18 protein-coding genes are annotated in these 25,000 nt (G+C 55.6%); 1 reads left to right on the forward strand and 17 read right to left on the reverse strand.

Annotation, left to right across the window (positions count from 1 at the left end; all coding sequences use genetic code 11):
• Positions 1 to 2: 2 nt before the first annotated feature.
• Both hybO and DXXMK7_RS14030 read right to left on the reverse strand, forming a co-directional pair.
• Positions 3 to 1,130: a hydrogenase 2 small subunit gene (hybO, locus tag DXXMK7_RS14025; RefSeq protein ID WP_071603970.1), complete on the reverse strand. Its 1,128-nt coding sequence runs from the start codon at positions 1,128 to 1,130 to the stop codon at positions 3 to 5.
• A gap of 592 nt (positions 1,131 to 1,722) precedes the next feature.
• Positions 1,723 to 3,315, reverse strand: coding sequence for an ABC-F family ATPase (locus DXXMK7_RS14030; RefSeq protein WP_038919636.1), 1,593 nt, complete (start codon positions 3,313 to 3,315; stop codon positions 1,723 to 1,725).
• Positions 3,316 to 3,527: 212 nt separating this feature from the next.
• Between DXXMK7_RS14030 and DXXMK7_RS14035 the strand changes: the two genes are divergently transcribed.
• Entirely contained in the window at positions 3,528 to 4,409 is an 882-nt protein-coding gene (locus tag DXXMK7_RS14035) for a PhzF family phenazine biosynthesis protein (RefSeq protein WP_038919637.1), read from the forward strand.
• Positions 4,410 to 4,802: 393 nt separating this feature from the next.
• Here the strand turns inward: DXXMK7_RS14035 and DXXMK7_RS14040 are convergent, their stop codons facing one another.
• The 15 genes from DXXMK7_RS14040 to lrhA form a co-directional block, all read right to left on the reverse strand.
• Positions 4,803 to 6,983 carry a multicopper oxidase family protein gene (locus tag DXXMK7_RS14040; protein ID WP_082202619.1) on the reverse strand — a complete coding sequence of 727 codons (2,181 nt, stop codon included), beginning with the start codon at positions 6,981 to 6,983 and terminating at the stop codon, positions 4,803 to 4,805.
• Positions 6,984 to 7,389: 406 nt separating this feature from the next.
• Positions 7,390 to 8,847, reverse strand: coding sequence for an NADH-quinone oxidoreductase subunit NuoN (gene nuoN, locus DXXMK7_RS14045; protein WP_038919638.1), 1,458 nt, complete (start codon positions 8,845 to 8,847; stop codon positions 7,390 to 7,392).
• A 6-nt stretch (positions 8,848 to 8,853) separates the two neighbouring features.
• On the reverse strand, positions 8,854 to 10,389 hold the full coding sequence (nuoM, locus tag DXXMK7_RS14050; RefSeq protein WP_038919639.1) for an NADH-quinone oxidoreductase subunit M: 1,536 nt from the start codon (positions 10,387 to 10,389) through the stop codon (positions 8,854 to 8,856).
• A gap of 96 nt (positions 10,390 to 10,485) precedes the next feature.
• Positions 10,486 to 12,336, reverse strand: coding sequence for an NADH-quinone oxidoreductase subunit L (gene nuoL / locus DXXMK7_RS14055; RefSeq protein ID WP_038919641.1), 1,851 nt, complete (start codon positions 12,334 to 12,336; stop codon positions 10,486 to 10,488).
• Complete coding sequence (gene nuoK / locus DXXMK7_RS14060; RefSeq protein ID WP_012769142.1) at positions 12,333 to 12,635, reverse strand: NADH-quinone oxidoreductase subunit NuoK; 303 nt, start codon at positions 12,633 to 12,635, stop codon at positions 12,333 to 12,335. The genes nuoL and nuoK overlap by 4 nt, the downstream gene beginning before the upstream one ends.
• On the reverse strand, positions 12,632 to 13,183 hold the full coding sequence (gene nuoJ, locus DXXMK7_RS14065) for an NADH-quinone oxidoreductase subunit J (protein ID WP_022634183.1): 552 nt from the start codon (positions 13,181 to 13,183) through the stop codon (positions 12,632 to 12,634). Before nuoJ ends, nuoK begins: the two co-directional genes overlap by 4 nt.
• Before the next feature lie 10 nt (positions 13,184 to 13,193).
• A complete protein-coding gene (nuoI, locus tag DXXMK7_RS14070; protein ID WP_013318702.1) occupies positions 13,194 to 13,736 on the reverse strand; it encodes an NADH-quinone oxidoreductase subunit NuoI in 543 nt (180 codons plus the stop codon).
• 16 nt (positions 13,737 to 13,752) lie between these two features.
• Positions 13,753 to 14,727 carry an NADH-quinone oxidoreductase subunit NuoH gene (gene nuoH, locus DXXMK7_RS14075; protein WP_038667494.1) on the reverse strand — a complete coding sequence of 325 codons (975 nt, stop codon included), beginning with the start codon at positions 14,725 to 14,727 and terminating at the stop codon, positions 13,753 to 13,755.
• Entirely contained in the window at positions 14,724 to 17,450 is a 2,727-nt protein-coding gene (nuoG, locus tag DXXMK7_RS14080; RefSeq protein WP_038921053.1) for an NADH-quinone oxidoreductase subunit NuoG, read from the reverse strand. The genes nuoH and nuoG overlap by 4 nt, the downstream gene beginning before the upstream one ends.
• Positions 17,451 to 17,563: 113 nt before the next feature.
• Positions 17,564 to 18,913 carry an NADH-quinone oxidoreductase subunit NuoF gene (gene nuoF, locus DXXMK7_RS14085; RefSeq protein ID WP_013318705.1) on the reverse strand — a complete coding sequence of 450 codons (1,350 nt, stop codon included), beginning with the start codon at positions 18,911 to 18,913 and terminating at the stop codon, positions 17,564 to 17,566.
• The gene (nuoE, locus tag DXXMK7_RS14090) at positions 18,910 to 19,440 is read right to left on the reverse strand and encodes an NADH-quinone oxidoreductase subunit NuoE (RefSeq protein ID WP_038667491.1); all 531 of its coding nucleotides are present in this window, start codon (positions 19,438 to 19,440) and stop codon (positions 18,910 to 18,912) included. Before nuoE ends, nuoF begins: the two co-directional genes overlap by 4 nt.
• A 2-nt stretch (positions 19,441 to 19,442) precedes the next feature.
• Positions 19,443 to 21,242: an NADH-quinone oxidoreductase subunit C/D gene (gene nuoC / locus DXXMK7_RS14095; protein WP_038667488.1), complete on the reverse strand. Its 1,800-nt coding sequence runs from the start codon at positions 21,240 to 21,242 to the stop codon at positions 19,443 to 19,445.
• Positions 21,243 to 21,358: 116 nt separating this feature from the next.
• Positions 21,359 to 22,033, reverse strand: a complete 675-nt coding sequence (locus DXXMK7_RS14100) for an NADH-quinone oxidoreductase subunit B family protein (RefSeq protein WP_012885398.1) — start codon at positions 22,031 to 22,033, stop codon at positions 21,359 to 21,361.
• A gap of 18 nt (positions 22,034 to 22,051) precedes the next feature.
• A complete protein-coding gene (locus tag DXXMK7_RS14105) occupies positions 22,052 to 22,495 on the reverse strand; it encodes an NADH-quinone oxidoreductase subunit A (protein ID WP_038667485.1) in 444 nt (147 codons plus the stop codon).
• A 637-nt stretch (positions 22,496 to 23,132) separates the two neighbouring features.
• A complete protein-coding gene (gene lrhA, locus DXXMK7_RS14110) occupies positions 23,133 to 24,083 on the reverse strand; it encodes a transcriptional regulator LrhA (protein ID WP_038919642.1) in 951 nt (316 codons plus the stop codon).
• Positions 24,084 to 25,000 lie beyond the last annotated feature (917 nt).

Genomic DNA, 25,000 nt, shown 5'->3' on the forward strand with positions numbered 1-25,000 from the left:
GCTTAACCCTCCCGGGATGCGTTGCCGGCGTCCTGCTGTTTTTGCTGACGGCCCAGTTCACGCACCGCCATCAGGCTGACGCCCGCCACCGCCCCCAGCACGCCGCCGATAAGCCCCGTGGCCGTAGCGGAACTGTTGCCGCCTTCCGGGCTGGTGACCGCCGGTTTCTCAACGCGCGGCGTCGGGTTTTCCACGTTGGCCAACTGGAAAATGCCCTTGGTAAACCCGATGCCTTGCTCGTTGCAGCCATAACACGGGTGACCAATCCCCACCGGCCAGATGCCGCCGCCCACGTCGCAAAACTCCAGCGTCGGGCAGTTGCCGTAGGTTTCCGGCCCCTTGCAACCCAGATGGTAGAGGCACCATCCCTGCCGGTGTCCTTCATCGCCAAACTCTTTGGCGAAGCGGCCGGCGTCGAAATGCGGGCGACGCTCGCAGTTTTCGTGGATCAGTCGGGCATAGGCGAAGGTGGGACGGTTCTGGCTGTCGAGCGCCGGCGCGCGCTGATAAGTGATGATGTGCGCCACGGTCGCCAGGAAGTTGTGCGGGTTAGGCGGACAACCGGGAATATTGATAACGGTTTTGCCCGGCAGCACGTCCTGCAAGCTGGCGGCGCCGGTCGGGTTGGAACCGCTGGCCGGCACCCCGCCCCAGGCGGAACAGGAACCGATGGCGACGATCGCCGCGGCATGCTCGGCGGCGGCGCGGATATGCTCGACGATCGGCTTGCCGGCCACCATGCAGTAGATGCCGCCATCCTTCAACGGGATGGAGCCATCCACCACCAGTACGTATTTGCCTTTGTACTGCTCGATGGCGCGGTGTTTGTTTTCTTCCGCCTGCTCGCCGAATGCGGCGGAGAGGACTTCGTGGTATTCCAGCGAGATGGTATTCAGCAGCAGGTTTTCAATGGTCGGGTGGGTGGCGCGCAGCAGGGATTCCGTACACCCGGTACATTCCTGCGCGCCAATCCAGATCACCGGCGGACGCTGGGGAGACGTCAGTGACTGGGCCATATCTGCGGCGGCGGCCTCTTTCAACCCCATGGTGGCGGCAAGTGCTGCACATAGCTTCATAAAATCACGGCGATTGATGCCGTGATGGGAAAGCATCATATTTTCCCCATTCATTCTTTATTATTCTCCTGTAGCCAGGTCGAAGTAACACATTTACGTGTCGGCATAGAATAATGAGGAGAATAACGTCACCGATTTGATCTCTATCAATCGGCCGGGGAATAACCATTTTATTTGTACGTCTTCTGTGAGGCTCTCCGCGACATTTCTTTTTTAAAAGCACGGCATGTCAGATTAAATGAGAAAATATCTCAATGCGTAACAAACGGATAATTTTTTTGTGATCCACAATAGCTTAATCGATTTAACAGCGACTTATATCAGTTATAATAAAATTATTATCATATTGATTTTAAATGATTTTACCTCAAATTAACTTAAAGATGATTTTATTTTCCCGCCATCCGTTTACATTCATCATCTGCTCATCAGTCAATCCAATTATTTTAGATACTTTACTTTTAAAAGTATGATTGCAGGATAATGTCTCTGCCTAAACGAAAGATAAAAGCGCAGGCTGCGGTTGTTTTTTACCCAGCATTATTTCTCCCTCGCCGCGCCCGATTTCAGTTCGCCGTCTTTTTAACATTTCGGGCAATAAAAAAAGCAGCCGACGAGCGGCTGCTTTTTTCCGAAAGGCAAAACGTTATTGGATTCCGCGGCTGCGCAGATAATCTTCGTAGTTGCCGCTGAAATCGATCACTTTACCCGGGGTGATTTCCACAATGCGGGTCGCCAGCGAGCTGACGAATTCACGGTCGTGAGACACAAACAGCAGCGTGCCCTGATACATCTCCAGCGACATGTTCAGCGACTCAATGGATTCCATATCCAGGTGGTTGGTCGGTTCGTCCATCACCAGAACGTTCGGTTTTTCCATCATCAACTTACCGAACAGCATCCGCCCTTTTTCGCCCCCGGACAGCACCTTGACCTTTTTACGGATGTCGTCCTGAGAAAACAGCAGACGCCCCAGCACGCTACGCACCGCCTGCTCGTCGTCATTCTCCTGCTTCCACTGGCTCATCCAGTCAAACACGGTGAGATCGCCATCAAACTCGTACTCGTGATCCTGCGCGTAGTAACCGATACGGACGTTTTCCGACCATTTGGCCATGCCGGATTCCGGCGTCAGTTCACCAACCAGCGTTTTCAGCAGGGTGGATTTGCCGATCCCGTTAGTACCGAGAATCGCCACCTTCTCCCCCACTTCCACCAGCATTTTCAACTGGCTGAACAGCGGACCGTTATCAAAGCCTTTGGTCAGCCCGTCGATTTCCAGCGCGTTACGGAACAGTTTCTTGTCCTGTTCGAAACGGATGAACGGGTTCTGACGGCTGGACGCTTTCACTTCCTCCAGCTGGATTTTATCTATCTGACGGGCGCGGGAAGTCGCCTGACGCGATTTGGACGCGTTGGCGCTAAAGCGGCTGACAAACGACTGCAGTTCGGCAATCTGCGCCTTCTTCTTGGCGTTGTCCGCCAGCAGACGCTCGCGCGCTTGCGTCGCCGCCGTCATGTACTCGTCGTAGTTGCCGGGATAGATACGCAATTCGCCGTAATCCAGGTCCGCCATATGGGTGCAGACCATGTTCAGGAAGTGACGGTCATGGGAAATGATGATCATGGTGCTGTTGCGCTCGTTCAGCACCTGCTCCAGCCAGCGGATGGTATCGATGTCCAGGTTGTTGGTCGGTTCATCCAGCAGCAGAATATCCGGATTGGAAAACAGCGCCTGCGCCAGCAAGACACGCAGCTTCCAGCCTGGCGCCACTTCGCTCATCGGCCCGTAATGTTGCTCCAGCGGGATCCCCACGCCCAGCAGCAGTTCGCCGGCGCGCGATTCAGCGCTGTAACCATCCATTTCGCCGTATTTGACTTCCAGATCCGCGACCCGATAGCCATCTTCCTCGCTCATTTCACTCAGCGCATAAATACGGTCGCGTTCTTCTTTGACTTCCCACAGTTCGGCGTGCCCCATGATCACCGTATCCAGCACGCTGTATTGCTCAAACGCGAACTGATCCTGACGCAGTTTGCCGATACGCTCATTCGGGTCGATGGCGACATTGCCTGCGCTCGGCGCCAGATCGCCGCCGAGGATCTTCATGAATGTGGATTTGCCGCAGCCGTTAGCGCCGATCAATCCATAGCGGTTACCGCCGCCAAATTTGACAGAAATGTTTTCAAACAACGGCTTACTGCCGAATTGCATCGTAATATTATTGGTTACCAGCACAGCACTTACTCGATTCGGAATGTGATTTGGCGCGCATTATGCCACAAGCGAAACACAGAATCCCGGCGATTATTGAACGTTTTTTAATCAGGCGCGGATTTGATGCCCGCCGCAGCGACATCAGCGTGCGATCACGCCTGACGACAGACACGACAACATCTTGTTAACCGTACATAATGAGCTCTGCTCCCGATCGCAGAAGGAAAGATCAGATGCCGTCATCACGCCGTTTTAAACAGGTCGATGTGTTCAGCCATCATCCCGCCAAAGGCAATCCGCTGGCCGTCATTCTCGACGCCGACGGCCTCAGCGATGAACAGATGCAGGCCATCGCCCGCTGGACTAATTTGTCGGAAACCACCTTTGTGCTGCCGCCGGACGATCCGCTGGCTGATTATCGGGTGCGTATTTTCACCCCGTCGGCAGAATTGCCGTTCGCCGGGCATCCGACGCTGGGAACCGCGCACGCGTTACTGGAATCCGGCCTGACGCCGCATGTGCCGCATCAGGTGATCCAGCAATGCGGCGTCGGGCTGGTGCCGGTGGCTATCGGCGATAACGGCCAGCTCGCCTTTCGCGCGCCGGACGTCACGATGACTGAGCTCGATCCTCAGTATGGCGCGTTGCTCGACAGCGCCATCGGAAGCCATCTGCGTCATCCGAATCATCGTCCCGTCAACGTGCAGATGGGTATCCGCTGGCTGACGGTGCGGATGGAAAGCGCGCGCGCCTGTCTGGAGGCGCGCCCGGACGCCGCGCATCTACAACGATTGCAGCAACTCGGACAGACCGACGGCGTAGCGATTTACGGCCCGCATGACCACGCCGGTCCCGCCGATTACGAAGTACGGGCCTTCTTTGTCATGAATGATGCGCTGGTGGAAGATCCGGTAACCGGCAGCGCCAACGCCTGTATTGCCAGAGTGATTCAGCACAGCCCGTTGCCGGAGCAGGCGGACCACACGCTCGGTTATCGGGTACGTCAGGGCACCATGCTGTACCGGGACGGCCGGGTCAATGTTTCCTACATTGACGGCCAGCCGTGGATTGGCGGCCTCAGCAACACCTTGATTAACGGGCATATTACTCTCTAGCACGCGGCTCCGCCCGCTGACAGGCCGCCAGAACGGCGGCCTGTTATTCCTCCGACAATGCCATCGCCTTCAAAATAATGTGACTTTCATCACGAAAAAGTTGAAATAGCGTTCCTTATCTATTATTATCAAAACCGTGATGAACATCACACAAAACCTCAACGACGATAATGGAGACACCACATGAACGCATTCATCAGCTTCTTCAAAAAACTGGGCGACATCTACGTAAGTTACTGCGAACGTATCGGTTCCATCATCAGCCCGTTTTAACATGAGCGCCGTAAACTAAAAGCCGCCCCAATCATCCAGACGAGGCGGCTTTAGTTTTTTCACTCCCTTCCGGCAAATATCCCGCAGTCTTCTTCATTCCTGTATCTGATTTCTTCCTGGTCACTTCGTTGACGATGTTTGGCCCTTTTGTGTTTGCGGCAGCACAATCTCGACATTTTCCATCATCCCCTGATCCTCATGGTCCAGAATGTGGCAATGCAGTACGAATTCGCCGATATAGCGCTGATAGCGAGTTCTCAGCAGTACGCGATAATAGTTTTGCGGCGTACCCGTCAACTGGCCGGGCAACAGGTTGGTTTTGACGAAAATCGTGTCTTTCCACTGCCCTTTCAAGCCGGCGAACTGGCTGTCGCCATCGGCTTCCGTGACACCGGGCAAACTGACGTCACGCCCTTGCGGGTCATAAATCGCGATAATCTGGAACGGATTCACATGGATATGAAACGGATGGCTGACGCTGTACGAACGCAGCTCCCACTCCTGCGACGCCCATAGCGGCAAAGTCAGGTCAATTCGCTTCGGGTCATAAGCCTGTATGTGTTTCGGCAACCACACACTGTTAACTTTCTCAACGCCAAAATCGTGACCAATAGCGAAGACATTGTTTGTATTCGGCTGCGTGCCGCCGGCAAAGAAGACGATTTTCTGTTTTGGCTGACCGGCAATCTCTTCATCACTCACATCCCTTGTATGCGGCGCGAACCGGGTGAGATAGATCTGGTTATCGTCACGATTCAGGTCGCGAATAACCGCCTGACGCACCTCTTCCGGCATCAGCTTCTGCGCCGAATAGGTCAGTTTCTGCCGTAAGGTAGGCACAACGTCCTGCACGGCAATGCTGTCCGTGCCGGATACGGAAACAAACCCCAGCAAACTGTTGCCCTGAGCCTTACCGGTAATGCTGCCCGTCATGGACTGCTGCGGCTGAATCATGCAATACCCACCCGCCTGCGGAAACATCGCCAGCAGGTCGTAACGGTACCCCGGTTGCAACGTTACCTTATCCGCCGTCAGCGAGTGGGACATGGTTAGGCCATCGGCGGCGACCACCTGGAACGGCACTTTTTCGCCGGAGCAGAGTTCATTAATCAGCGCCCCCACGTCCTGGCGGCGTAAATTGCCCAGATAAGCCTTGCGATGCAATTCGTTAAGACTCTGGCCCGGCTTTATCTTGCGGAACTCCAGATTGATGGTTTCCCGCACGCCAGCGTGAATCAGCCGCCAGCGCTCTACCTGCCTGGCCGTGGCTTTAAAGGTCGGCAACACCACGCCGTTGATGCTGGTCCAGCGGCCGGACGCCTGCCAGGTACCGGGGCCGAACTGATCGTAATCTTCAATTACGCCGGTCTCATTCGGGCGGCAATTCCAGTTGATATTGCCCTGCTTATCCCGCTTCAGCTTGCCGTCCTGCCCCAGACAGGCGTACTGAATCTGTTGAAACAATACCGTGTGCTCGGGAAATGGCTGCTGACTGTCGGGATCGATCAGGAGCGTATCCAGATCGCCGTTCGAGGCTTCGGTAGGTTTGCGGTTGCCATGTACGATAAGTGCTCCCGCCATGCCGCTGGAAACCTGCAACGCGGTGGAACCATGTCGGTGTGAGTGATACCAGAGAGTACCGGCCGGAATATCCTGCGAGAAGTTGTACTGATATTCGAAACTGTTGCCCGGATTCACCGACAACAGCACATTGTCGCTATTGCCTGCCGGGCTGATCCAGGCGCCGTGGGCATGCAGGTTGGTGCCATTAAAGCAGTGAGGCGGATCGAACAGTTTCGACGACGGCTGTGAATCCTTCAACGCCGTTTGCGCCATGCTGGCATGAGAATGGGCTATCGCGCCACCATTCATCTGATGCGGCTGGCAGCTGCTATCTACCGGCAAATTATTCTTGAGCAGAATACGCACCGTATCGCCGGGCATGACATCAATCTGCGGCGCCACAAACGGCGCCCCAATAACCGGCTGTCTGTCCGTACTGCCGGTGTAGCCCCGTAAATGCACCTTTTGGAAACGGTTTTGCGACGGATCATAAATTTTTCCGTCTACATACCCGACATCCAGTTCATAATATTTTTCTCTGTTTCCCTCCTGTACCCCGCTAAAATGGTTCTGCAATAGCGACCTGACCAGTCGTTGCAAATGCGGCGGATTTTCAAATAGAAAATCAGCCTCTTTATTTTCATCCTGCGTACTTTCATTTACTGCCGGCGGACCATCGGCATGGCTATCAAATACCACTAATGTCATCAGGAAAATAAAAACATCCCGGAATGTCATTCTGTATCCAACCTTGTCACATGTTGCCATCTTACCATCCCCTCGACCTGATAAAGCTCATTATTTATTGAATTTAATGGATAAAATAACCAACCTTCTTTATTAGTCCGACGTGTTGCAGAAGGACTGTAAATAAAAAAAGATCTTGTCATTATTTCCAGACCGAAAACGTCTGGGGAAAGTAAATAGCATGCTCATTTCGGGCAATCAGATATTTTCCTAAACCGGGAAAAGACACTGTATCGATATTTTTCCGTACAGAATGAAACCCGATAACTGATTCAAAAGAAGGGAAATTAGAAATAGAGGCAGGATTTGGATACAGAACCACGAAGGTGAAGGCGATAAACCCGCAATAATAAAAAAGCCGCGATATTCGCGGCTTTCAGTACGGGATACCGAGGGATTACATCAGCGGTTGCGCCAGTTGCACCAGCGAAATCAGCGGCTGCGGGTAGAGACCCAGCAGCAGAACCAACACCGACGAAATCAGTACCACAACGCCACCTGCGGTCAACGCCCAGTTATTCGGCGTATCGCGGTTCAGGGTTTGCGGCGCGCTCAGATACAGACTTATCAATACGCGCAGGTAGTAATACAGGCCGATGGCGCTACCTACCACCACTGCCGCGCTCAGCCACCACAGGTGGGCATTCACACCTACCGCCAGCACGTAGAATTTGCCGAAGAAGCCCAGCGTCATCGGAATACCCGCCAGCGACAGCATCATCACCGTCATCACCGCCGACAGAATCGGCTTATGCCAGAACAGACCGCGGTAAGAGAACAGCGAATCCGCATCCGGCCCCCGATACGGGCTGGACATCAGGCTGACCACGCCAAACGCGCCCAGGCTGCTGAACAGGTAACCGGCCAGATACACGCCGATGGTTTCCAGCGCCAGTTGCTGAGTCTGCACCGCGATCAGCGCCACCAGCAGGTAACCCAGATGCGCGATGGACGAGTACCCCAGCAGACGCTTGATGTTGCTCTGCGCCACCGCCATCAGGTTACCGAACAGGATCGACGCGAAAGCGATCACGCCCAGCGTGGTGCGCACCGATTCGGCGTCCACCAGCGGCGCATACAGGAACAAACGCATCACCGCGCCGAAGATGGCGATCTTACTGGCGGTCGCCAGGAAGGTAGACACCGGCGCCGGCGCCCCCTGATACACATCCGGCGTCCACAGGTGGAACGGCACCAGCGACAGCTTGAAGCCCAGCCCGACCAGCATCATACCCAGGCCAGCCAGCAACAGCGGCGCATGCAACTGGTGGTCGTTCAGGCTCTTGCCAAGACTGGCGAAGCTCAGGCTGCCGGAATCGGCATACACCAGCGCCATACCGAACAGCAGGAACGAGGACGCAGCGGCGGACAGCAGCATGTATTTGATGGCTGCTTCCAGCGAACGCTTCTGCCGGAAGGCATAGCCCACCATACCGAACAGCGGCAGGGAGATCAGTTCGATGCCGATGAAGAACGCCGCCAGATGGTTGGCGCTCGCCAGCAGAATACCGCCCAGTGCGGCAATCAGCACCAGCAGATAGAACTCATCTTTGTTGTCCGGGTAGCCTTCCAGCCACGGATAGGCGAACGTGCTGGTCGCCAGACTCGCCGCCAGCACCAGGCCGGTATAGAACATCGAAAATCCGTCCACCCGGATCAACGGGGTGACATCGGTCGGCCCAACCTGGCCGACCAGATACAGCGATAACAACGCGATGTTCAGGCCGATGACCGTCAGCGTAGCGTTGACAAAATGGTTGCGTCGCCACGCAATGCACAGCATCACAACCACGACTGTCAATCCAACGATTAACAGTGGCGATATCGCGATTAGTTGTTGAGGAGTTATTGTCATGGCGAATTACAACCCTGTCGTTGAAATTGTTGAACCCTGAACCGATGACGTAAACCATTGCTGGATATTGGCCATCGCCGCGCTGGACGTATCCAGGATCGGCTGCGGATAAACGCCCAGCAGCACCAGCAACACCACCAGCAGCAGAATAAGCGACAGTTCGCGCGCGCTCATTGCCTGCAAAGGCGTATCCGATTTGGCGGCGCCGTAGAAAGCGCGCTGCATCATCACCAGCGAATAAACGGAAGCAAACACCAGACCAAAAGTGGAAATCACCGTAATCACCGGCACTACCGGGTAGCTGCCGAACAGAATCATGAATTCGCCGACAAAGTTACCGGTACCCGGCATCCCGAGCGTGGCTACCGCGAAAAACAGCGACAGCGCAGGCAAGTAGCGAATACGCCCCCACAAACCGCCCATCTGACGCAAATCGCGAGTGTGAAGGCGTTCATACAGCTGACCGCAAATGATGAACATACCGGCGGCCGACAGGCCGTGGGCAATCATCTGCACCACCGCGCCCTGATAGGCCAGTTGACTGCCGGAATAGATGGCAATCATCACAAAGCCCATGTGCGACACCGAGGTGTAAGCGATAAGACGTTTGATGTCGGTCTGTTTGAACGCCATCCAGGCGCCGTAGAAGATGCCGATGACACCCAGCCACATGGCGATCGGCGCAAAATCGTGAGAAGCGTTCGGGAACAGCGGCAGGCTGAAACGCAACAGACCGTAGGCGGCGGTTTTCAGCAGAATCCCCGCCAGGTCGACCGAACCGGCGGTCGGCGCCTGACTGTGCGCATCCGGCAACCAGCCATGCAGCGGCACCAGCGGCATTTTCACCGCGAAGGCGATAAAGAAGCCCAGCATCAACGCATATTCCAGACCGTAGGACATCGGCGTTTTCAACAGGCGGGAATAATCGAAGGTCCATTCGCCGGTGGCATTATGGTGTACGAACACCAGCGCCAGAATGGCGATCAGCATCACCAGACCGCTGGCCTGCGTATAGATAAAGAACTTGGTCGCCGCCGCGATACGGGTCTTGCCATCAGAGCCTTTGTGTCCCCACAGAGCGATCAGGAAGTACATCGGCACCAGCATCATTTCCCAGAAGAAGAAGAACAGGAACATGTCGATGGACAGGAAGACGCCAATCACACCGCCGAGAATCCACAGCAGGTTGAGATGGAAGAAGCCCTGATAGCGTTGAATCTCACGCCAGGAACAGAGGATCGCCAGCACGCCCAGCAGGCCGGTCAGCACGACCATCAGCAATGACAGTCCGTCCAGCGCCAGGTGAATCGAGATACCAAAGCGCGGTATCCAGTTCAGCACGAACTCCGACTGCCATTGCGGCAGGCCCGTCGGTGTCGCCAGCGAAAAGCCGCCCTGCAGCCACAACTGCAGTGACAGCGCCAGTGTCAGCCCCATGGAGATCAGCGCGATCCAGCGCGGCACGCGAGTGCCAAAACGCTCGAGCTGCCAGCACAGCAGGCCGCCGATAAAGGGGATAAGAATCAGCCAAGGTAGTAGCATGGCGTTTTGTGTCCCTAAATTAAAGAAAACGAAAAACTTGCTGCCTGCGGGGCCACTCATCAGCGAGCGCCCCGCCCCTCTGCATTACCGCATCGCTTAGACCAGCAACAGCAGCGCCAGCACCACCACGGCGCCGACCCCCATTGAGGCGACATACCAGCGCACCTGCCCGTTTTCGCTGACGATCAGCGCACGGTTGCCCCAGCGGGTCAGGATGGCCGGAATGTTCATCAGCGCATTGAGCGGGTCACGCTGCAGCAACGTCGCAATAGCCAGATACGGTTTGACGAAGACCTTGTCATACAGCCAGTCGAATCCCCACGCATGGAACCACCATGTCGAGAAGAAACGGCCCGGCGCGCTGTTGGCGATGCTCGTCACCAACTGACGTTTGCCCAGCCACAGCGCGGCCGCCAGCAGAATACCGGCAATCGCCACCACGCCGGAGGCGATTTCCAGCGTCATGACCTGACCGTGCTCAAGCTCGGTCGTGGCCGGCAGCACGCCGTGCAGCGGCAGCGCAATCTGAGCGCCGACAAAGGTGGACAGCACCAGCAGCACCAGCAACGGCAGGTGATGGGAAATCCCCTTGCCTGCGTGGGCCTTGGTTTTTGCTTCACCGTGGAACACGATAAAAATCATCCGGAAGGTATACAGCGACGTCATGAACGCCCCCACCAGACCGGCAATCACCAGATTAATGTGACCGTTGGCCCAGGCGCCTGCCAGAATTTCATCCTTACTGAAGAAGCCGGCAGTGACCATCGGCAACGCCGCCAGCGCGGCGCCGCCCACCAGGAAGCAGGCATACACCAGCGGAATGGTTTTACGCAAACCGCCCATCTTGAAGATGTTCTGCTCGTGATGGCAGGCCAGGATCACCGAACCGGACGACAGGAACAGCAGCGCCTTGAAGAACGCATGGGTCATCAGGTGGAAAATAGCGGCGTCCCACGCCTGTACGCCAAGCGCCAGGAACATGTAACCAATCTGACTCATCGTCGAGTAGGCCAGCACGCGTTTGATATCGGTTTGCACCAGCGCGGCGAAACCGGCCAGCAACAGCGTGACGGCGCCCACATTGGCGACCAGATTCAGCACATCCGGTGCCAGCAGGAACAAGCCGTGGGTACGGGCGATCAGATACACGCCCGCGGTCACCATGGTCGCGGCGTGGATCAACGCGGAAACCGGCGTCGGACCGGCCATCGCATCCGCCAGCCAGGTCTGCAACGGCAACTGTGCCGATTTACCGACCGCGCCACCCAACAGCATCAGCGTCGCCCAGGTGATCGCCGGGGAGCCTTCGGCCAGATGCTGCGGCGCCAGTACCATCAGATCGCGGAAGTTCAGCGTCCCCAACTCGCGGTACAGGATAAACAGCGCGAACGCCAGGAACACGTCGCCCACGCGGGTCACGATGAACGCTTTCATCGCCGCGGCGCCGTTGTTCGGGTTGGTGTAGTAGAAACCGATCAGCAGATAACTGCACAGCCCCACCCCTTCCCAACCGAGGTACATCAGCAGCAGGTTGTCCGCCAACACCAACACCACCATGCTGGCGATAAACAGGTTGGTGTAGGCGAAGAAGCGGGAATAACCCTCTTCACCGCGCATGTACCAGGAGGCGAACAGGTGGATGAAGAAACCCACGCCGGTCACGACCGACAACATGGTCAGCGACAGCCCGTCCAGCGCCAGCGTGACGCCGATGTCGAACTTGCCGACCGTCATCCAGCTCCACAGATGCTGGCTGAAGAAGGTCACCCCACCAGGCTGTTGCTGGCTGAGGAAATCCACCACGGCTCCGCCAGTCACCAGCGCAGCCAACCCAATAGACCCCACCCCGACGGTGGCGGAAACATTTTCCGACCAGCGCCCGCGAGAGAAGGCCAGCAACAGGAATCCGATCAGCGGAAACAGAATTGTTAAGTAGAGTAAGTTCATCCGCGCATCTCACTGACAGTATCAATATTCAGGGTCTGACGGCGACGATACAGCTGCAGCAGCAGCGCCAGGCCAATACTGGCTTCCGCCGCGGCCAGCGTAATAGCCAGGATATACATCACCTGACCATCCGGTTGCCCCCAATAGCTGCCGGCGACCACGAAAGCCAACGCCGCAGCGTTAATCATGATTTCCAGGCAGATCAGCATGAACAGAAGATTGCGGCGAATCACCAGCCCGGTCAGCCCCAGCACGAAGAGGATGGCCGCCAGCAGCAAGCCATGTTGTAGCGGAATCATGCGCGTTCCTCCGTTATTTTCTTGTCGGCATCCTGATCTTTGGCAATCAGCTCTCCGCGCTTGTCTTCACGACCGATGTGGAAGGCCACCACCAGACCCGCCAGCAGCAGCATCGACGCCAGCTCCACAGCCAGTACATACGGCCCAAACAGGCTGATGCCGACCGCTTTGGCATCCACGATATTGCCCGCGATGTTCTGGCCGGTGACGCTAAGAATCCCTTTGACGATAACCGCCAGCAGAATCAGGGACAGCACGCCCGGCCCTACCCATACGCTGGGTTTCAGCCACAGTTTTTCCTGCTCATCCACCGAGTTGCCGAGGTTCAGCATCATCACCACGAAGACGAACAACACCATGATGGCGCCGGCGTAAACGATTATCTCCAGCGCCCCGGCGAAATACGCCCCCAGCGAGAAGAACACACCGGCCACCGCCAGTAACGAAACAATCAGATAAAGTAATGCATGTACTGGATTGGTATGGGTAATGACACGCAATGTTGCCAGTACCGCAATAATCGCAGTCGCATAAAAAGCGAATTCCATGCTTGGCTCCTTAGGGCAGCAGGCCTTTAACGTCAATGGGTTTGGCTTCGTTTTCGGCTTCGCCCTTCTCTTTCCCATCAACAGCCATACCGGCCATCCGGTAGAAGTTGTATTCCGGATATTTACCCGGCCCCGAGATCAGCAGATCGTCTTTTTCGTACACCAGATCCTGACGCTTGAACTCACCCATTTCGAAATCGGGAGTCAGCTGAATAGCCGTGGTCGGGCAGGCCTCCTCGCACATGCCGCAGAAAATGCAGCGGGAGAAGTTGATGCGGAAAAACTCCGGATACCAGCGGCCATCCTTCATTTCCGCCTTCTGCAGGGAGATACACCCTACCGGGCAAGCCACGGCGCACAGGTTGCAGGCTACGCAACGCTCCTGTCCGTCCGGATCGCGGGTCAGCACAATGCGGCCGCGAAAACGCGGCGGCGGATTCACCGGCTCTTCCGGATACATTTTGGTTTCACGCTTTTTAAACGCGTTGGAACCCACCATGCAGATACTGCGTACCTGGGTGCCGAAACCAATCAAAAGTTCTTTCAGTGTCATGGTTTATTCACCCCTATCAAGCGTTGTACAGAATGACTGCGGCGGTCGCCAGCAGGTTCAGCAGCGTCAGCGGCAGACACACCCGCCAGCCGAATGCCATTACCTGGTCATAACGCGGACGTGGCAACGAAGCGCGAATCAGGATGAACATCATCATGAAAAACGCCGTCTTCAACGCAAACCAGACGAACGGCGGCAGGAAAGGTCCGTGCCAGCCACCGAAGAACAGCGTCACGATCAACGCGGAAACCGTCACGATACCGATGTATTCGCCAACGAAGAACAGACCGAACTTCATCCCGGCATATTCGATATGGTAGCCATCCGCCAGTTCCTGCTCGGCTTCCGGCTGGTCGAACGGATGACGGTGACATACCGCTACGCCAGCGATCGCAAAGGTAATAAAGCCAAAGAACTGCGGGACCACGTTCCACACCGTGGACTGCGCATTGACGATATCGGCCATGTTGAACGAGCCGGCCTGCGCCACCACGCCCATCAGGGACAACCCAAGGAACACTTCATAACTCAGCGTTTGCGCAGAGGCGCGCACCGCGCCCAGCAGCGAGTATTTGTTGTTACTGGACCAGCCGGCGAACAGCACGGCATAAACCGCCAACCCCGCCATCATCAGGAAGAACAGCACCCCAATGTTCAGATCGGCCACCTGCCAGGTCGGGCTGACCGGTACGATGGCGAACGACAGCAACAGCGAAGTAAAGGCAATCACCGGCGCCAGGGTGAAAATCACCTTGTCGGCAAACGGCGGCGTCCAGTCTTCCTTGAAGAACATCTTGAGCATGTCCGCCACCAGTTGCAGCGAACCGCCCCAGCCCACGCGGTTAGGCCCGTAACGCCCCTGGAACAGCGCCAGCAGACGGCGCTCCCCCATACTCATGAGCGCGCCGCAGCTCACCACGACCAGCAGAATCACGATCGCTTTGCCGACGGTGGCCAGAATGTCCAGTACTTCCGGAGTCAACCAACTCATTGCGCAGCCTCCCGCAGCATTTCAACGGTCGCGCCCGCCAGCACCGGAGCAATCCCCGGGAAGCCCAGCGGCAAACCAACCTGGCCCTGACGCAGCTCAGTGCTCAGACGCACCGGCAGACGCAGCGTCTGACCACCACAGGTGATGTCCAGCAACGCGCCGGCATTGACGCCCAGCAATGCGGCATCGGCCTGATTCACTACCGCGCAAGCCTGCGGCATACGCTGCTGGATAACGCCGGAGCGCTGCGACAGCTCGTCACTGCCGAACAGGTTGTAGTAAGGCGCAACCTGCCACTGCCCTTGTTGCGGGGCAAACGGCGCCGGAATCTGGCTGAAATACGCCAGCGAAGCGTCGCCGGCTTCGATCAGGCGCACGCCCGGATCGCCGTGGCGCAGATGTCCGCCCACTTCATCCTGGAATTTGTTCCACGCCTGCGGCGAGTTCCAGCCCGGCGCCCAGGCAAACGGCACCTGCTGACGCTCGGCCAGCGGACTGTTGTTCCCTTCCATTGAGAAGGTGAACATGGTGTCCTTATCCTGCGGCTGACGCGGCTCATGCACGCTGATGTTGGCGCGCATGGCGGTACGACCGCTGTAACGATGCGGTTCACGCGCCAGTTTCTGGCCCTTGACGCGGAAGGAGGCATCCGGCGCGGCGTCTTTGATCGCGGCCAACTGCGGCAACGCATTAACGCAAGCGTCAATCACGTGGTCCAACTGCGTCCAGTCCACCTGACGGCTGTTGTAGGTGATGTACAGGGAATGCAGCCAGCGCCAGCTTTCCAGCATCACCACCTTGCTGTCGTAGTAGGTCGGGTCATAGACCTGGAAGAAACGCTGGGCGCGGCCTTCCTGGTTGACGAGCGTACCGTCGCTTTCCGCAAAGCTGGCGGAGGACAGCACCAGCCCAGCCTTGTCCATGATCGCGGTGCGTTGATGATCCAGCACAATCAGGTTGGCGGCTTTCGCCAGCGCGGCATCCACACGGGCGGCCGGCGCATGACGATACAGGTCGTTTTCCAGCACCACCACGCTGTCGGCTTCGCCGGTTTCCAGTTGCGACAGCGCTTCATCCAGCGAACCGCCGCCCATCATGGTTACGCCCATGCTGTTGGCGGAGGCAGCCACAAAGGTAATGCCGACATCGGAGCCACGGCCTTTCAGCGCCTTGGCGACGTTGGCGGCGGCGGCGATCACATCGTCGCTGCCTGCGTTGGTGCCGGAGATAATCAGCGGCTTACGCGCGCCAGCCAGCGCCTGAACAATCACGTCCACTTTCTGGCTGAGATCGGCCGGCAGATCGCTGACCGCCGGCGCGGCATTGTCGAGCGCGTGGGCAATCGCAAAACCGAGTCGGGCCTGCTCAGCCACCGGCGCGCGATAACTCCAGGCGGCGATATCGTCCAGACGGGTGCTGTCGACGTTGGTGACGAACAGCGGGTGTTTGGCGTGCTGACCGATGTTCAGGATCGCCGCAATCTGCCAGTCGGCCACTTTCTGAGCCGCCGCCATTTCACGGGCTTTACCTTTCACCGCCTGACGCACCGCCAGCGCAATGCGCGCGCCGGTCTGGGTCAGATCTTCGCCCAACACCAGCACGGCGTCGTAGCCTTCGATTTCACGCAGAGACGGCGTATGCACCCCGCTCTCTTTCAGCACTTTCAGCATCAGCTGCAGGCGATGTTGTTCCGCCTGAGAGACGCCAGTGTAGAAGTTGCCGGCGCCGACCAGTTCGCGCAACGCGAAGTTGCTTTCCACGCTGGCGCGCGGCGAACCAATACCGATCACCTTCTTCGCCTGACGCAGCACATCGGCGGCGCCCTGCAGCGCCTGCTCGGCGTTCAGCGCGATCCAGTCATCACCGCGGCGTTGCAGCGGCTGACGCGGACGATCTTTCAGGTTGACGTAGCCGTAACCAAAACGGCCGCGGTCGCACAGGAAATAGTGGTTCACGCTGCCGTTATAGCGGTTTTCGATACGGCGCAATTCGCCATAACGCTCGCCCGGACTGGTGTTGCAACCCACGCTGCACTGCTGGCAAATGCTGGGCGCGAACTGCATGTCCCATTTGCGGTTATAACGCTCGGAATGGGTTTTGTCGGTGAAGACCCCGGTCGGACAGACTTCCACCAGGTTGCCGGAAAATTCGCTTTCCAGCACACCGTCTTCCGGACGACCGAAATAGACGTTGTCATGCGCGCCGTAAACGCCCAGGTCTTTGCCGTCGGCGTAATCCTTGTAATAACGCACGCAACGGTAACAGGCGATACAGCGGTTCATTTCGTGGGAGATGAACGGGCCGAGATCCTGATTGTGGTGTGTACGTTTGGTGAAACGGTAACGACGGAAATTGTGGCCCGTCATTACGGTCATGTCCTGCAGATGACAGTTGCCCCCTTCCTCACAAACCGGACAGTCGTGCGGATGGTTGGTCATCAGAAATTCCACAATCGTCTTGCGGAACTGCTTCGCCTCATCATCGTCAATGGCGATAAAGGTGCCATTCGACGCCGGCGTCATACAGGACATCACCAGACGACCACGGGTATCTTCCGCGTTCTGGTACTGCTTGACCGCACACAGGCGACAAGCACCGACGCTCCCCAGCGCCGGGTGCCAGCAAAAGTAGGGGATATCAAGTCCCAGAGACAGACAAGCCTGCAGCAGGTTATCCGCTCCGTCCACTTCATATTCTTTGCCGTCTACATGAATCGTTGCCATAGTCAGCATGCTTCCATAACAGCCCGCCTCGGCGGGCACTAATCAAAAATTCTGTCTGCGGGATGAATCGGCGTTTAATCCCGGCGTGATGCTCAACACGCCGGATTGCGCGATTACCAGCGCTGTTTCAGCAGGTTGGGCTGAATGCCGCCAATCGGTTTGGCGTTACTGACAACCTGTCTGGCGATGCCTGCCTCGAATTCGTCCCGGAAATATTTAATGGCGCTCTGCAGCGGTTCGACCGCCCCCGGCGCGTGGGCGCAGAAGGTGTTGCCCGGCCCCAGGAAGCGGCACAGCTGCTCCAGCGTTTCAATGTCGCCCGGCTGCCCTTCCCCACGCTCCAGCGCGCGCAGAATCTTGACGCTCCACGGCAGGCCGTCGCGGCACGGCGTACACCAGCCGCAAGACTCGCGAGCGAAGAACTCTTCCAGATTGCGCGTCAGCGATACCATGTTGATTTCATTGTCGACCGCCATCGCCAGCGCCGTACCCAGACGGCTGCCGGCCTTGCCGATATTTTCGAAATCCATCGGCAGATCCAGATGCGCATCGGTCAGGAAGTCGGTACCGGCGCCGCCGGGCTGCCAGGCTTTCAGCGTCAAACCATCACGCATACCGCCGGCGTAATCTTCCAGAATCTCGCGGGCGGTGGTACCAAACGGCAACTCCCACAGGCCCGGGTTTTTCACCCGACCGGAGAAGCCCATCAGCTTGGTGCCGGCGTCTTTACTCTTACCGGCAGACAGCCCCTGATACCATTCCACACCATGCTCGATGATGGCCGGCACGTTGCACAGCGTTTCCACGTTGTTTACGCAAGTGGGTTTGCCCCATGCGCCGGCGGAAGCCGGGAACGGCGGTTTAGAGCGCGGGTTGGCGCGACGGCCTTCCAGCGAGTTGATCAGCGCCGTTTCTTCACCACAGATGTAGCGACCGGCGCCGGTGTGCACAAACAGCTCGAAATTAAAGCCGGTGCCCATAATGTTTTTGCCAAGCAGCCCTGCTTCTGTCGCTTCAGCGATAGCACGACGCAAATTAGCCGCCGCTTCAACGTATTCGCCGCGCAGGAAGATATAGCCGCGATAGGCTTTCAGCGCATAAGCGCCGATCAGCATGCCTTCCACCAGTAGATGCGGCATCTGCTCCATCAGCAGGCGGTCTTTGTAAGTGCCCGGCTCCATCTCATCCGCGTTACACAGCAGATAGCGGATATTCATGCTTTCATCTTTCGGCATCAGGCTCCACTTGAGACCCGTGGAGAAACCCGCGCCGCCGCGACCACGCAGGCCGGCATCCTTGACCAGGGTCACCACCTCATCCTGCGCCATGCCGGTCAGCGCCTTTTGGGCTCCTGCATAACCGTTCTTGCTGCGGTATTCGTCCAGCCACACCGGCTGTTTGTCTGCGCGCAGACGCCAGGTCAGGGGATGCTGTTCAGCCGTCAGAACAATGTTTTTACTCATTGATACTGCTCCAGTAACGAATCGATATCTTCAGGCTTCAGCTGACTGTGGGTGTCCTCGTCGATCATCATGGTCGGACCCTTGTCGCAGTTTCCCAGACAGCAGGTCGGCAGCAGCGTAAAGCGGCCGTCAAATGTAGTCTGGCCGGGCTTGATATTCAGCTTTCTTTCCAGCGCCGCCTGGATCCCCTGATAACCGGTGATATGGCACACCACGCTGTCGCAGTAACGGATTACATGGCGCCCGACCGGCTGACGGAAAATCTGGCTGTAGAACGTCGCCACGCCTTCCACGTCGCTGGCAGGAATACCGAGAACCTCGGCAATGGCGTCAATCGCGCCATCCGGCACCCAGCCACGGTGTTTCTGCACAATCTTCAGCGCTTCAATAGACGCGGCGCGCGCATCTTCGTAGTGGTGTTTTTCATGCTCGATAGCGTCGCGCTCTGTGTCACTTAACACAAAAACATCGCTGGCGGCCTGCGCCGGAGCATCGATCGAATCCTGAGTGTTGTTATGTTCGTGCATAATTAGCGGTCCACATCTGACATGACAAAATCAATACTACCGAGGTATACGATCAGGTCGGATACCAGACAACCGCGAATCACCGACGGAATCTGTTGCAAATGCGGGAAACTCGGCGTGCGGATACGGGTGCGGTAGCTCATGGTGCTGCCGTCACTGGTCAGGTAGTAACTGTTAACCCCTTTGGTGGCCTCGATCATCTGGAATGACTCGTTAGCAGGCATCACCGGCCCCCAGGAAACCTGCAGGAAGTGGTTAATCAGCGTTTCAATGTGTTGCAGCGTACGCTCTTTCGGCGGCGGCGTGGTCAGCGGATGGTCGGCCTTGAACGGACCTTCCGGCATATTTTTCAGGCATTGTTCCAGAATACGCAGACTCTGACGCAGCTCTTCCACTTTCAGCATCACGCGGCTGTAGCAGTCGCTGATGCCGTCGCCTACCGGTACTTCAAAGTCGAAGTTTTCATAACCGGAGTAAGGCCGTGATTTACGCACGTCGAATGCGATGCCGGTAGCGCGCAGACCGGCGCCGGTTACGCCCCACTCCAGCGCTTCTTTGGCGTTATAGGCGGCTACGCCTTGTGAACGCCCTTTCAGGATGCTGTTTTGCAACGCCGCCTTGATGTAGGTATCCAGACGCGCCGGCATCCAGTCGAGGAATTCACGCAGCAAACGTTCCCAGCCGCGCGGCAGATCGTGCGCCACGCCGCCGATACGGAACCAGGCCGGATGCATGCGGTAGCCGGTAATCGCTTCCACCAGATCGTAAATTTTCTGACGATCGGTAAACGCAAAGAACACCGGCGTCATCGCGCCGACGTCCTGAATAAAGGTACTGATGTACAGCAGGTGGCTATTGATGCGGAACAGTTCGGACAGCATGACGCGGATAACGTTCACGCGCTCAGGCACCTCGATACCGGCCAGCTTTTCCACCGCCAGTACATACGGCATTTCGTTCACGCAGCCGCCGAGGTATTCGATACGGTCGGTGTAAGGGATATAGCTATGCCAGGACTGGCGTTCACCCATTTTTTCCGCGCCGCGGTGGTGATAGCCGATATCCGGAATACAGTCGACGATCTCTTCGCCGTTAAGCTGCAGAATGATACGGAAAGCACCATGCGCGGACGGGTGGTTCGGCCCCAGGTTCAGGAACATGAAGTCTTCGTTGTCGGTACCGCGCTTCATCCCCCACTCTTCCGGTTTGAAAGTCAGGGATTCCATCTCCATGTCTTCACGCTGTTTGGTCAGCACGAAGGGATCGAACTCGGTGGCGCGCGCCGGGAAATCCTTACGCAACGGATGCCCCTGCCAGGTCTGCGGCATCATGATGCGCGTCAGGTGCGGGTGCCCTTTGAAGGTGATGCCAAACATGTCCCACACTTCGCGTTCGTACCAGTTAGCGTTGGGGAACAGTTTGATCAGGGTCGGCATGTTCAGATCGTTTTCCGACAGTGCCACCTTCAGCATGATATCGCGGTTGCGCTCAATCGAAATCAGGTGATAGAAAACGGTGAAGTCGGCGTCCGGCAGGCCCTGGCGATGGGTACGCAGACGCTCATCCACGCCATGCAGGTCAAGCAGCATCACATAAGGTTTGGGCTGTTTTTTCAGAAAAGCCACTACGTCCAGCAACTGCTCACGTTTCACCCAAACCACCGGCAGGCCAGTGCGGGTTGCCTGAACGGTAAATGCTTCCGGTCCAAAACGGTTACACAGCTCGCTGACGACCGGATCATCCAGATGATCACGGGTTTGCCACGCAGGCAGAGCGACATCGTGCGTCGTTAAATCTGTCATAAATATGTCACCACAGTAAACGTGCTATTTCTGTGACTGATAATGGCTACACACGATTTATCGTGATATGAATTTATCGTGATCTTACGTAGCCACTACAGCCTTCACTCACAGGGTCAAATCTCATCAGGAGAACGCAGATTGGTTACCGCAATGCGCTCTCCCCGTTTACGTTCGCGCTCGGATTGCATATTGGCGCGGTAAACCCCCTGATCGCCTACCACCCATGACAGAGGGCGGCGCTCCTTACCGATGGACTCTTTCAGCAGCAACAGCGCCTGCATGTAGGCTTCCGGACGCGGCGGGCATCCCGGGATGTACACATCAACCGGCAGGAACTTGTCCACGCCTTGCACCACGGAATAAATATCGTACATACCGCCGGAATTCGCACAGGCCCCCATGGAAATTACCCATTTTGGCGCCAGCATCTGGTCGTACAAACGCTGAATGACCGGCGCCATTTTCAAAAACGGCGTACCGGCCACAACCATGAAATCCGCCTGACGTGGTGAGGCGCGGATAACTTCAGAACCAAAACGCGCAACGTCATGCACCGAAGTAAACGACGTCGCCATTTCCACGTAACAGCAGGAAAGACCGAAGTTGTAAGGCCACAGGGAATTGCTGCGCCCCCAGTTGACCATGCTGTGCAGCGACTGTTCGAGGTTGCCCATGAAAACGCTGCGATTGACATGCTGTTCAAGCGGATCGCTGACAATCTCTTGCTTCTGGAGGGGGTAACGGTCGTTCTCACCGTCCGGGTCAATGCGGGTGAGCGTATAATCCATCTTCTAAATGCCTCGCTATTACTGCTGATGAGTGTTGGTGGTCTGAGTCACGACATTGGATTTCACGACTTGTCTTTTTGAACGCGACGGCGTCCAGTCCAACGCGCCGATACGCACCAGATAGATCAAACCAGCCAACAACACCAAAATGAAAATTGTGGCCTCGACGAAGCCTATCCAGCCGCTTTCCCGGATAGATACGGACCAGGCGTAGAGATAGAGGGCTTCAACGTCGAAAATAACGAAAAACATGGCGACCAGATAAAACTTGGCGGAGAGGCGCAACCGCGCGGAGCCAACGGAATCGATACCTGATTCATAAGGAATGTTTTTGTGTCTGGCCCGGGCTCTGCCTCCCAACAGGAAGCCGCCGAGCAGCATAAAGCCGCAGAGACCTACAGCAACGATAACGAATAGCGCAAAAGCCCAGTGATGGGCGAGGACTTCAGTAGTTGTTGACATACTCTTGCTTACTCATCAAAAGTGATCAGACACCTGCTCTTTTGTCGGCAGTTCGTCGCCACATCGATTAAAAGGAAGGATTTTTCGCCACAAAAACACCACAACTTATAAGGTTAAGCGGCTGTTTAATGAGGCCTGATTCCCTGTTATGTAACCTTATTTTCAACGCCACTAAAAATAACAGCACATTACTTTACATGCACGCAGTTTCGTTAACATTTTGTGTGTAACACGTTGACTAAATCGAGTCAGTCAACCGCTTCACGTTAACGATTCCACCCACACAAAGCCCTTATTGGCAGGGTGACTATAACATTTTCGGCAAGAATTCCTGTTCCCCCATAGTGTTAATAGGGGTATTTTTTGATCCAGGGCACACTTTTTTCATTTATGTTAGTAAAAAAATTGCGTCAATTGCTCAACCATTAACCTTTTCATTCGGTCAACATGGCTTTAAAAAAATAGAAATGCAGTTTTAATAAAAAAAGAACACAAACAGCGCATTAGACAAAGAGGGACAAAACGGACGCACAGAAGTGAACGGACAAACCGTGGTGAGAAAACCAGCATGGCAAAGACTGACTGAAGGATGGAAGCCTAAGCCATAGCGGGGCCTTTCACCCCGCTATGTTTGTACTCAGGTAATATCTTTTAATGATTCATCTGCCGGCGGTTCCCGCGTATCGTTTTCCGTTCCTGTGCTGACCGGCAGCAAATGCGAACGGGTACCGGACTCGATAGCGCTGAAAATGGCATTGGTCAGCTCGTTGTCATGATCCGGATTCCTGCACAGGTAATAGCGAGTATCAGGCAGTTTCGGCAAGCCTTCCTCTTCACCCAGCACGCGCAGTTCCGGACTCATCATTTCTACCGAACGCACGGTAATCCCAAGACCGGCTTTTACCGCCGCACGCACTGCAGACAACGTAGAGGCGACGTAAGAGATCTTCCACGGAATACCTGCGGCGGTCAGTTGCTCCAGCGCCAGCGCGCGGAACGGGCTCGGTTCATCCAGCACCACCAGCGAAACAGTCTCTCCCGGCTGGTACTGATAATCGGCCGAGCAATACCATAACGTCGGTGACGTGCGTAGCAACACATGCGGCAAATCGTCGCTGTTGCTCGTAGTAATGACCAGATCAATTTTCCCCTGTTGCAGCATATCCGCCATTTCTGCGCTGCGTTTGATACTGACGGCGATCGACAGTTTCGGGAACACGGTAGTCACGCGCTGCAGGATGAAAGGCAGGATGGTATCCGCCGTGTCATCAGACGCGCCGATAGTCAGGGTGCCCTGAATATCGCTATACATCAGAGAGGCGCAGGCCTCATCGTTAAATTGCAGGATTTTTCTGGCATATCCAAGAAACTGGATGCCATGCTCGGTCAGCAGCTTGTTTCGCCCGTGGCGGGCAAACAGCTCCTTACCAATCAACTGCTCCAGACGCTGCATCTGCTGGCTCACTGCCGACTGTGTTCTGCACACAGCCACAGCGGCGGCTGCAAACGTGTTCAAATCTGCAACAGCGACGAACGTTCTCAACAGATCGAGATCAAGGTTGAGGACAGGGCGACTTGTATTTGTCATACGGTTCTTCACTTATCTATTTTAATTTTTAACAAACATACCTGGTGTTGATGTTGATGCCCCGGCAAGGGCCGGACGCACAATATAAGACGGACAGTATCGCAGACGAACGGTTACGGCAAAAGGCCATGTATATTCCTTTGTCCGAATCACCTCTTCCCTCAGCCTCCTTATTTAAGCATCTTATGACGTAATCAGACTTTCAAAAAGAACCCTTTTATTTATTTTAGATAATAAAATAAAAATCAAAAAAAAACCAGCTGTCTCACTTCACCGGCAATTTACAATGAAGGGATATAAGATTTTGATTGCGCTTACGTTATGACACACGCTCACCCAAATAAACGACATCTCTTATTTTTCACTTTTAACGCATGCTTTGTGCATCATTGATTCTCCGTTTGCTTGAAAAAGACATTACGTTTAAAACATCAGCAAACTCTTAAATCGCGCTATTCAATTTGAAATCCCGTTTTAATTCAATCATAAAAACCATCAAGCCACCTGATGAATTCACTTCACTATCCTTTCACTTCCCCAAAAGTAGCTCTCAGACCAAACCTGGCGCCGTTCGCACGCAAACACTATTAATACAGTAAGTTACTATCACCATGTGACCCAGTTTTTATGTAAAGATTAATAAATTTTTGTAAATTTGTTAAATAACGCGCAAGGATGTCACATGTAACATAAATTTTCATGAAGTTACGCGAGGAGGTTTTCTCCAGTCAAAGAATTATCTTATGAGCAATGAGATATACCCTGTCTTTTTTATTCTTACCCTGATTTCTTCACTATTCGTTTAAATAACTCCATTTTTTTATTATCAGCGAGTTGGCTGCGTTTTATTTTTTTCGGATAAGATACGCCCCCTTCATTTCCACATAGAGAAACATTTCCTTGCTCTTCTGCCATTA

This window comes from Dickeya sp. MK7 (assembly GCF_000406305.1).
Taxonomy (GTDB): Bacteria; Pseudomonadota; Gammaproteobacteria; order Enterobacterales; family Enterobacteriaceae; genus Dickeya; species Dickeya fangzhongdai.

What these genes read in the sequence shown, in the direction of transcription:
- hybO (WP_071603970.1), bottom strand. Translation starts at nt 1,130, where the DNA reads ATGAATGGGGAAAATATGATGCTTTCCCATCACGGCATCAATCGCCGT.
- DXXMK7_RS14035 (WP_038919637.1), top strand. Translation starts at nt 3,528, where the DNA reads ATGCCGTCATCACGCCGTTTTAAACAGGTCGATGTGTTCAGCCATCAT.
- DXXMK7_RS14040 (WP_082202619.1), bottom strand. Translation starts at nt 6,983, where the DNA reads ATGACATTCCGGGATGTTTTTATTTTCCTGATGACATTAGTGGTATTT.
- nuoN (WP_038919638.1), bottom strand. Translation starts at nt 8,847, where the DNA reads ATGACAATAACTCCTCAACAACTAATCGCGATATCGCCACTGTTAATC.
- nuoM (WP_038919639.1), bottom strand. Translation starts at nt 10,389, where the DNA reads ATGCTACTACCTTGGCTGATTCTTATCCCCTTTATCGGCGGCCTGCTG.
- nuoL (WP_038919641.1), bottom strand. Translation starts at nt 12,336, where the DNA reads ATGAACTTACTCTACTTAACAATTCTGTTTCCGCTGATCGGATTCCTG.
- nuoK (WP_012769142.1), bottom strand. Translation starts at nt 12,635, where the DNA reads ATGATTCCGCTACAACATGGCTTGCTGCTGGCGGCCATCCTCTTCGTG.
- nuoJ (WP_022634183.1), bottom strand. Translation starts at nt 13,183, where the DNA reads ATGGAATTCGCTTTTTATGCGACTGCGATTATTGCGGTACTGGCAACA.
- nuoI (WP_013318702.1), bottom strand. Translation starts at nt 13,736, where the DNA reads ATGACACTGAAAGAACTTTTGATTGGTTTCGGCACCCAGGTACGCAGT.
- nuoH (WP_038667494.1), bottom strand. Translation starts at nt 14,727, where the DNA reads ATGAGTTGGTTGACTCCGGAAGTACTGGACATTCTGGCCACCGTCGGC.
- nuoG (WP_038921053.1), bottom strand. Translation starts at nt 17,450, where the DNA reads ATGGCAACGATTCATGTAGACGGCAAAGAATATGAAGTGGACGGAGCG.
- nuoF (WP_013318705.1), bottom strand. Translation starts at nt 18,913, where the DNA reads ATGAGTAAAAACATTGTTCTGACGGCTGAACAGCATCCCCTGACCTGG.
- nuoE (WP_038667491.1), bottom strand. Translation starts at nt 19,440, where the DNA reads ATGCACGAACATAACAACACTCAGGATTCGATCGATGCTCCGGCGCAG.
- nuoC (WP_038667488.1), bottom strand. Translation starts at nt 21,242, where the DNA reads ATGACAGATTTAACGACGCACGATGTCGCTCTGCCTGCGTGGCAAACC.
- DXXMK7_RS14100 (WP_012885398.1), bottom strand. Translation starts at nt 22,033, where the DNA reads ATGGATTATACGCTCACCCGCATTGACCCGGACGGTGAGAACGACCGT.
- DXXMK7_RS14105 (WP_038667485.1), bottom strand. Translation starts at nt 22,495, where the DNA reads ATGTCAACAACTACTGAAGTCCTCGCCCATCACTGGGCTTTTGCGCTA.
- lrhA (WP_038919642.1), bottom strand. Translation starts at nt 24,083, where the DNA reads ATGACAAATACAAGTCGCCCTGTCCTCAACCTTGATCTCGATCTGTTG.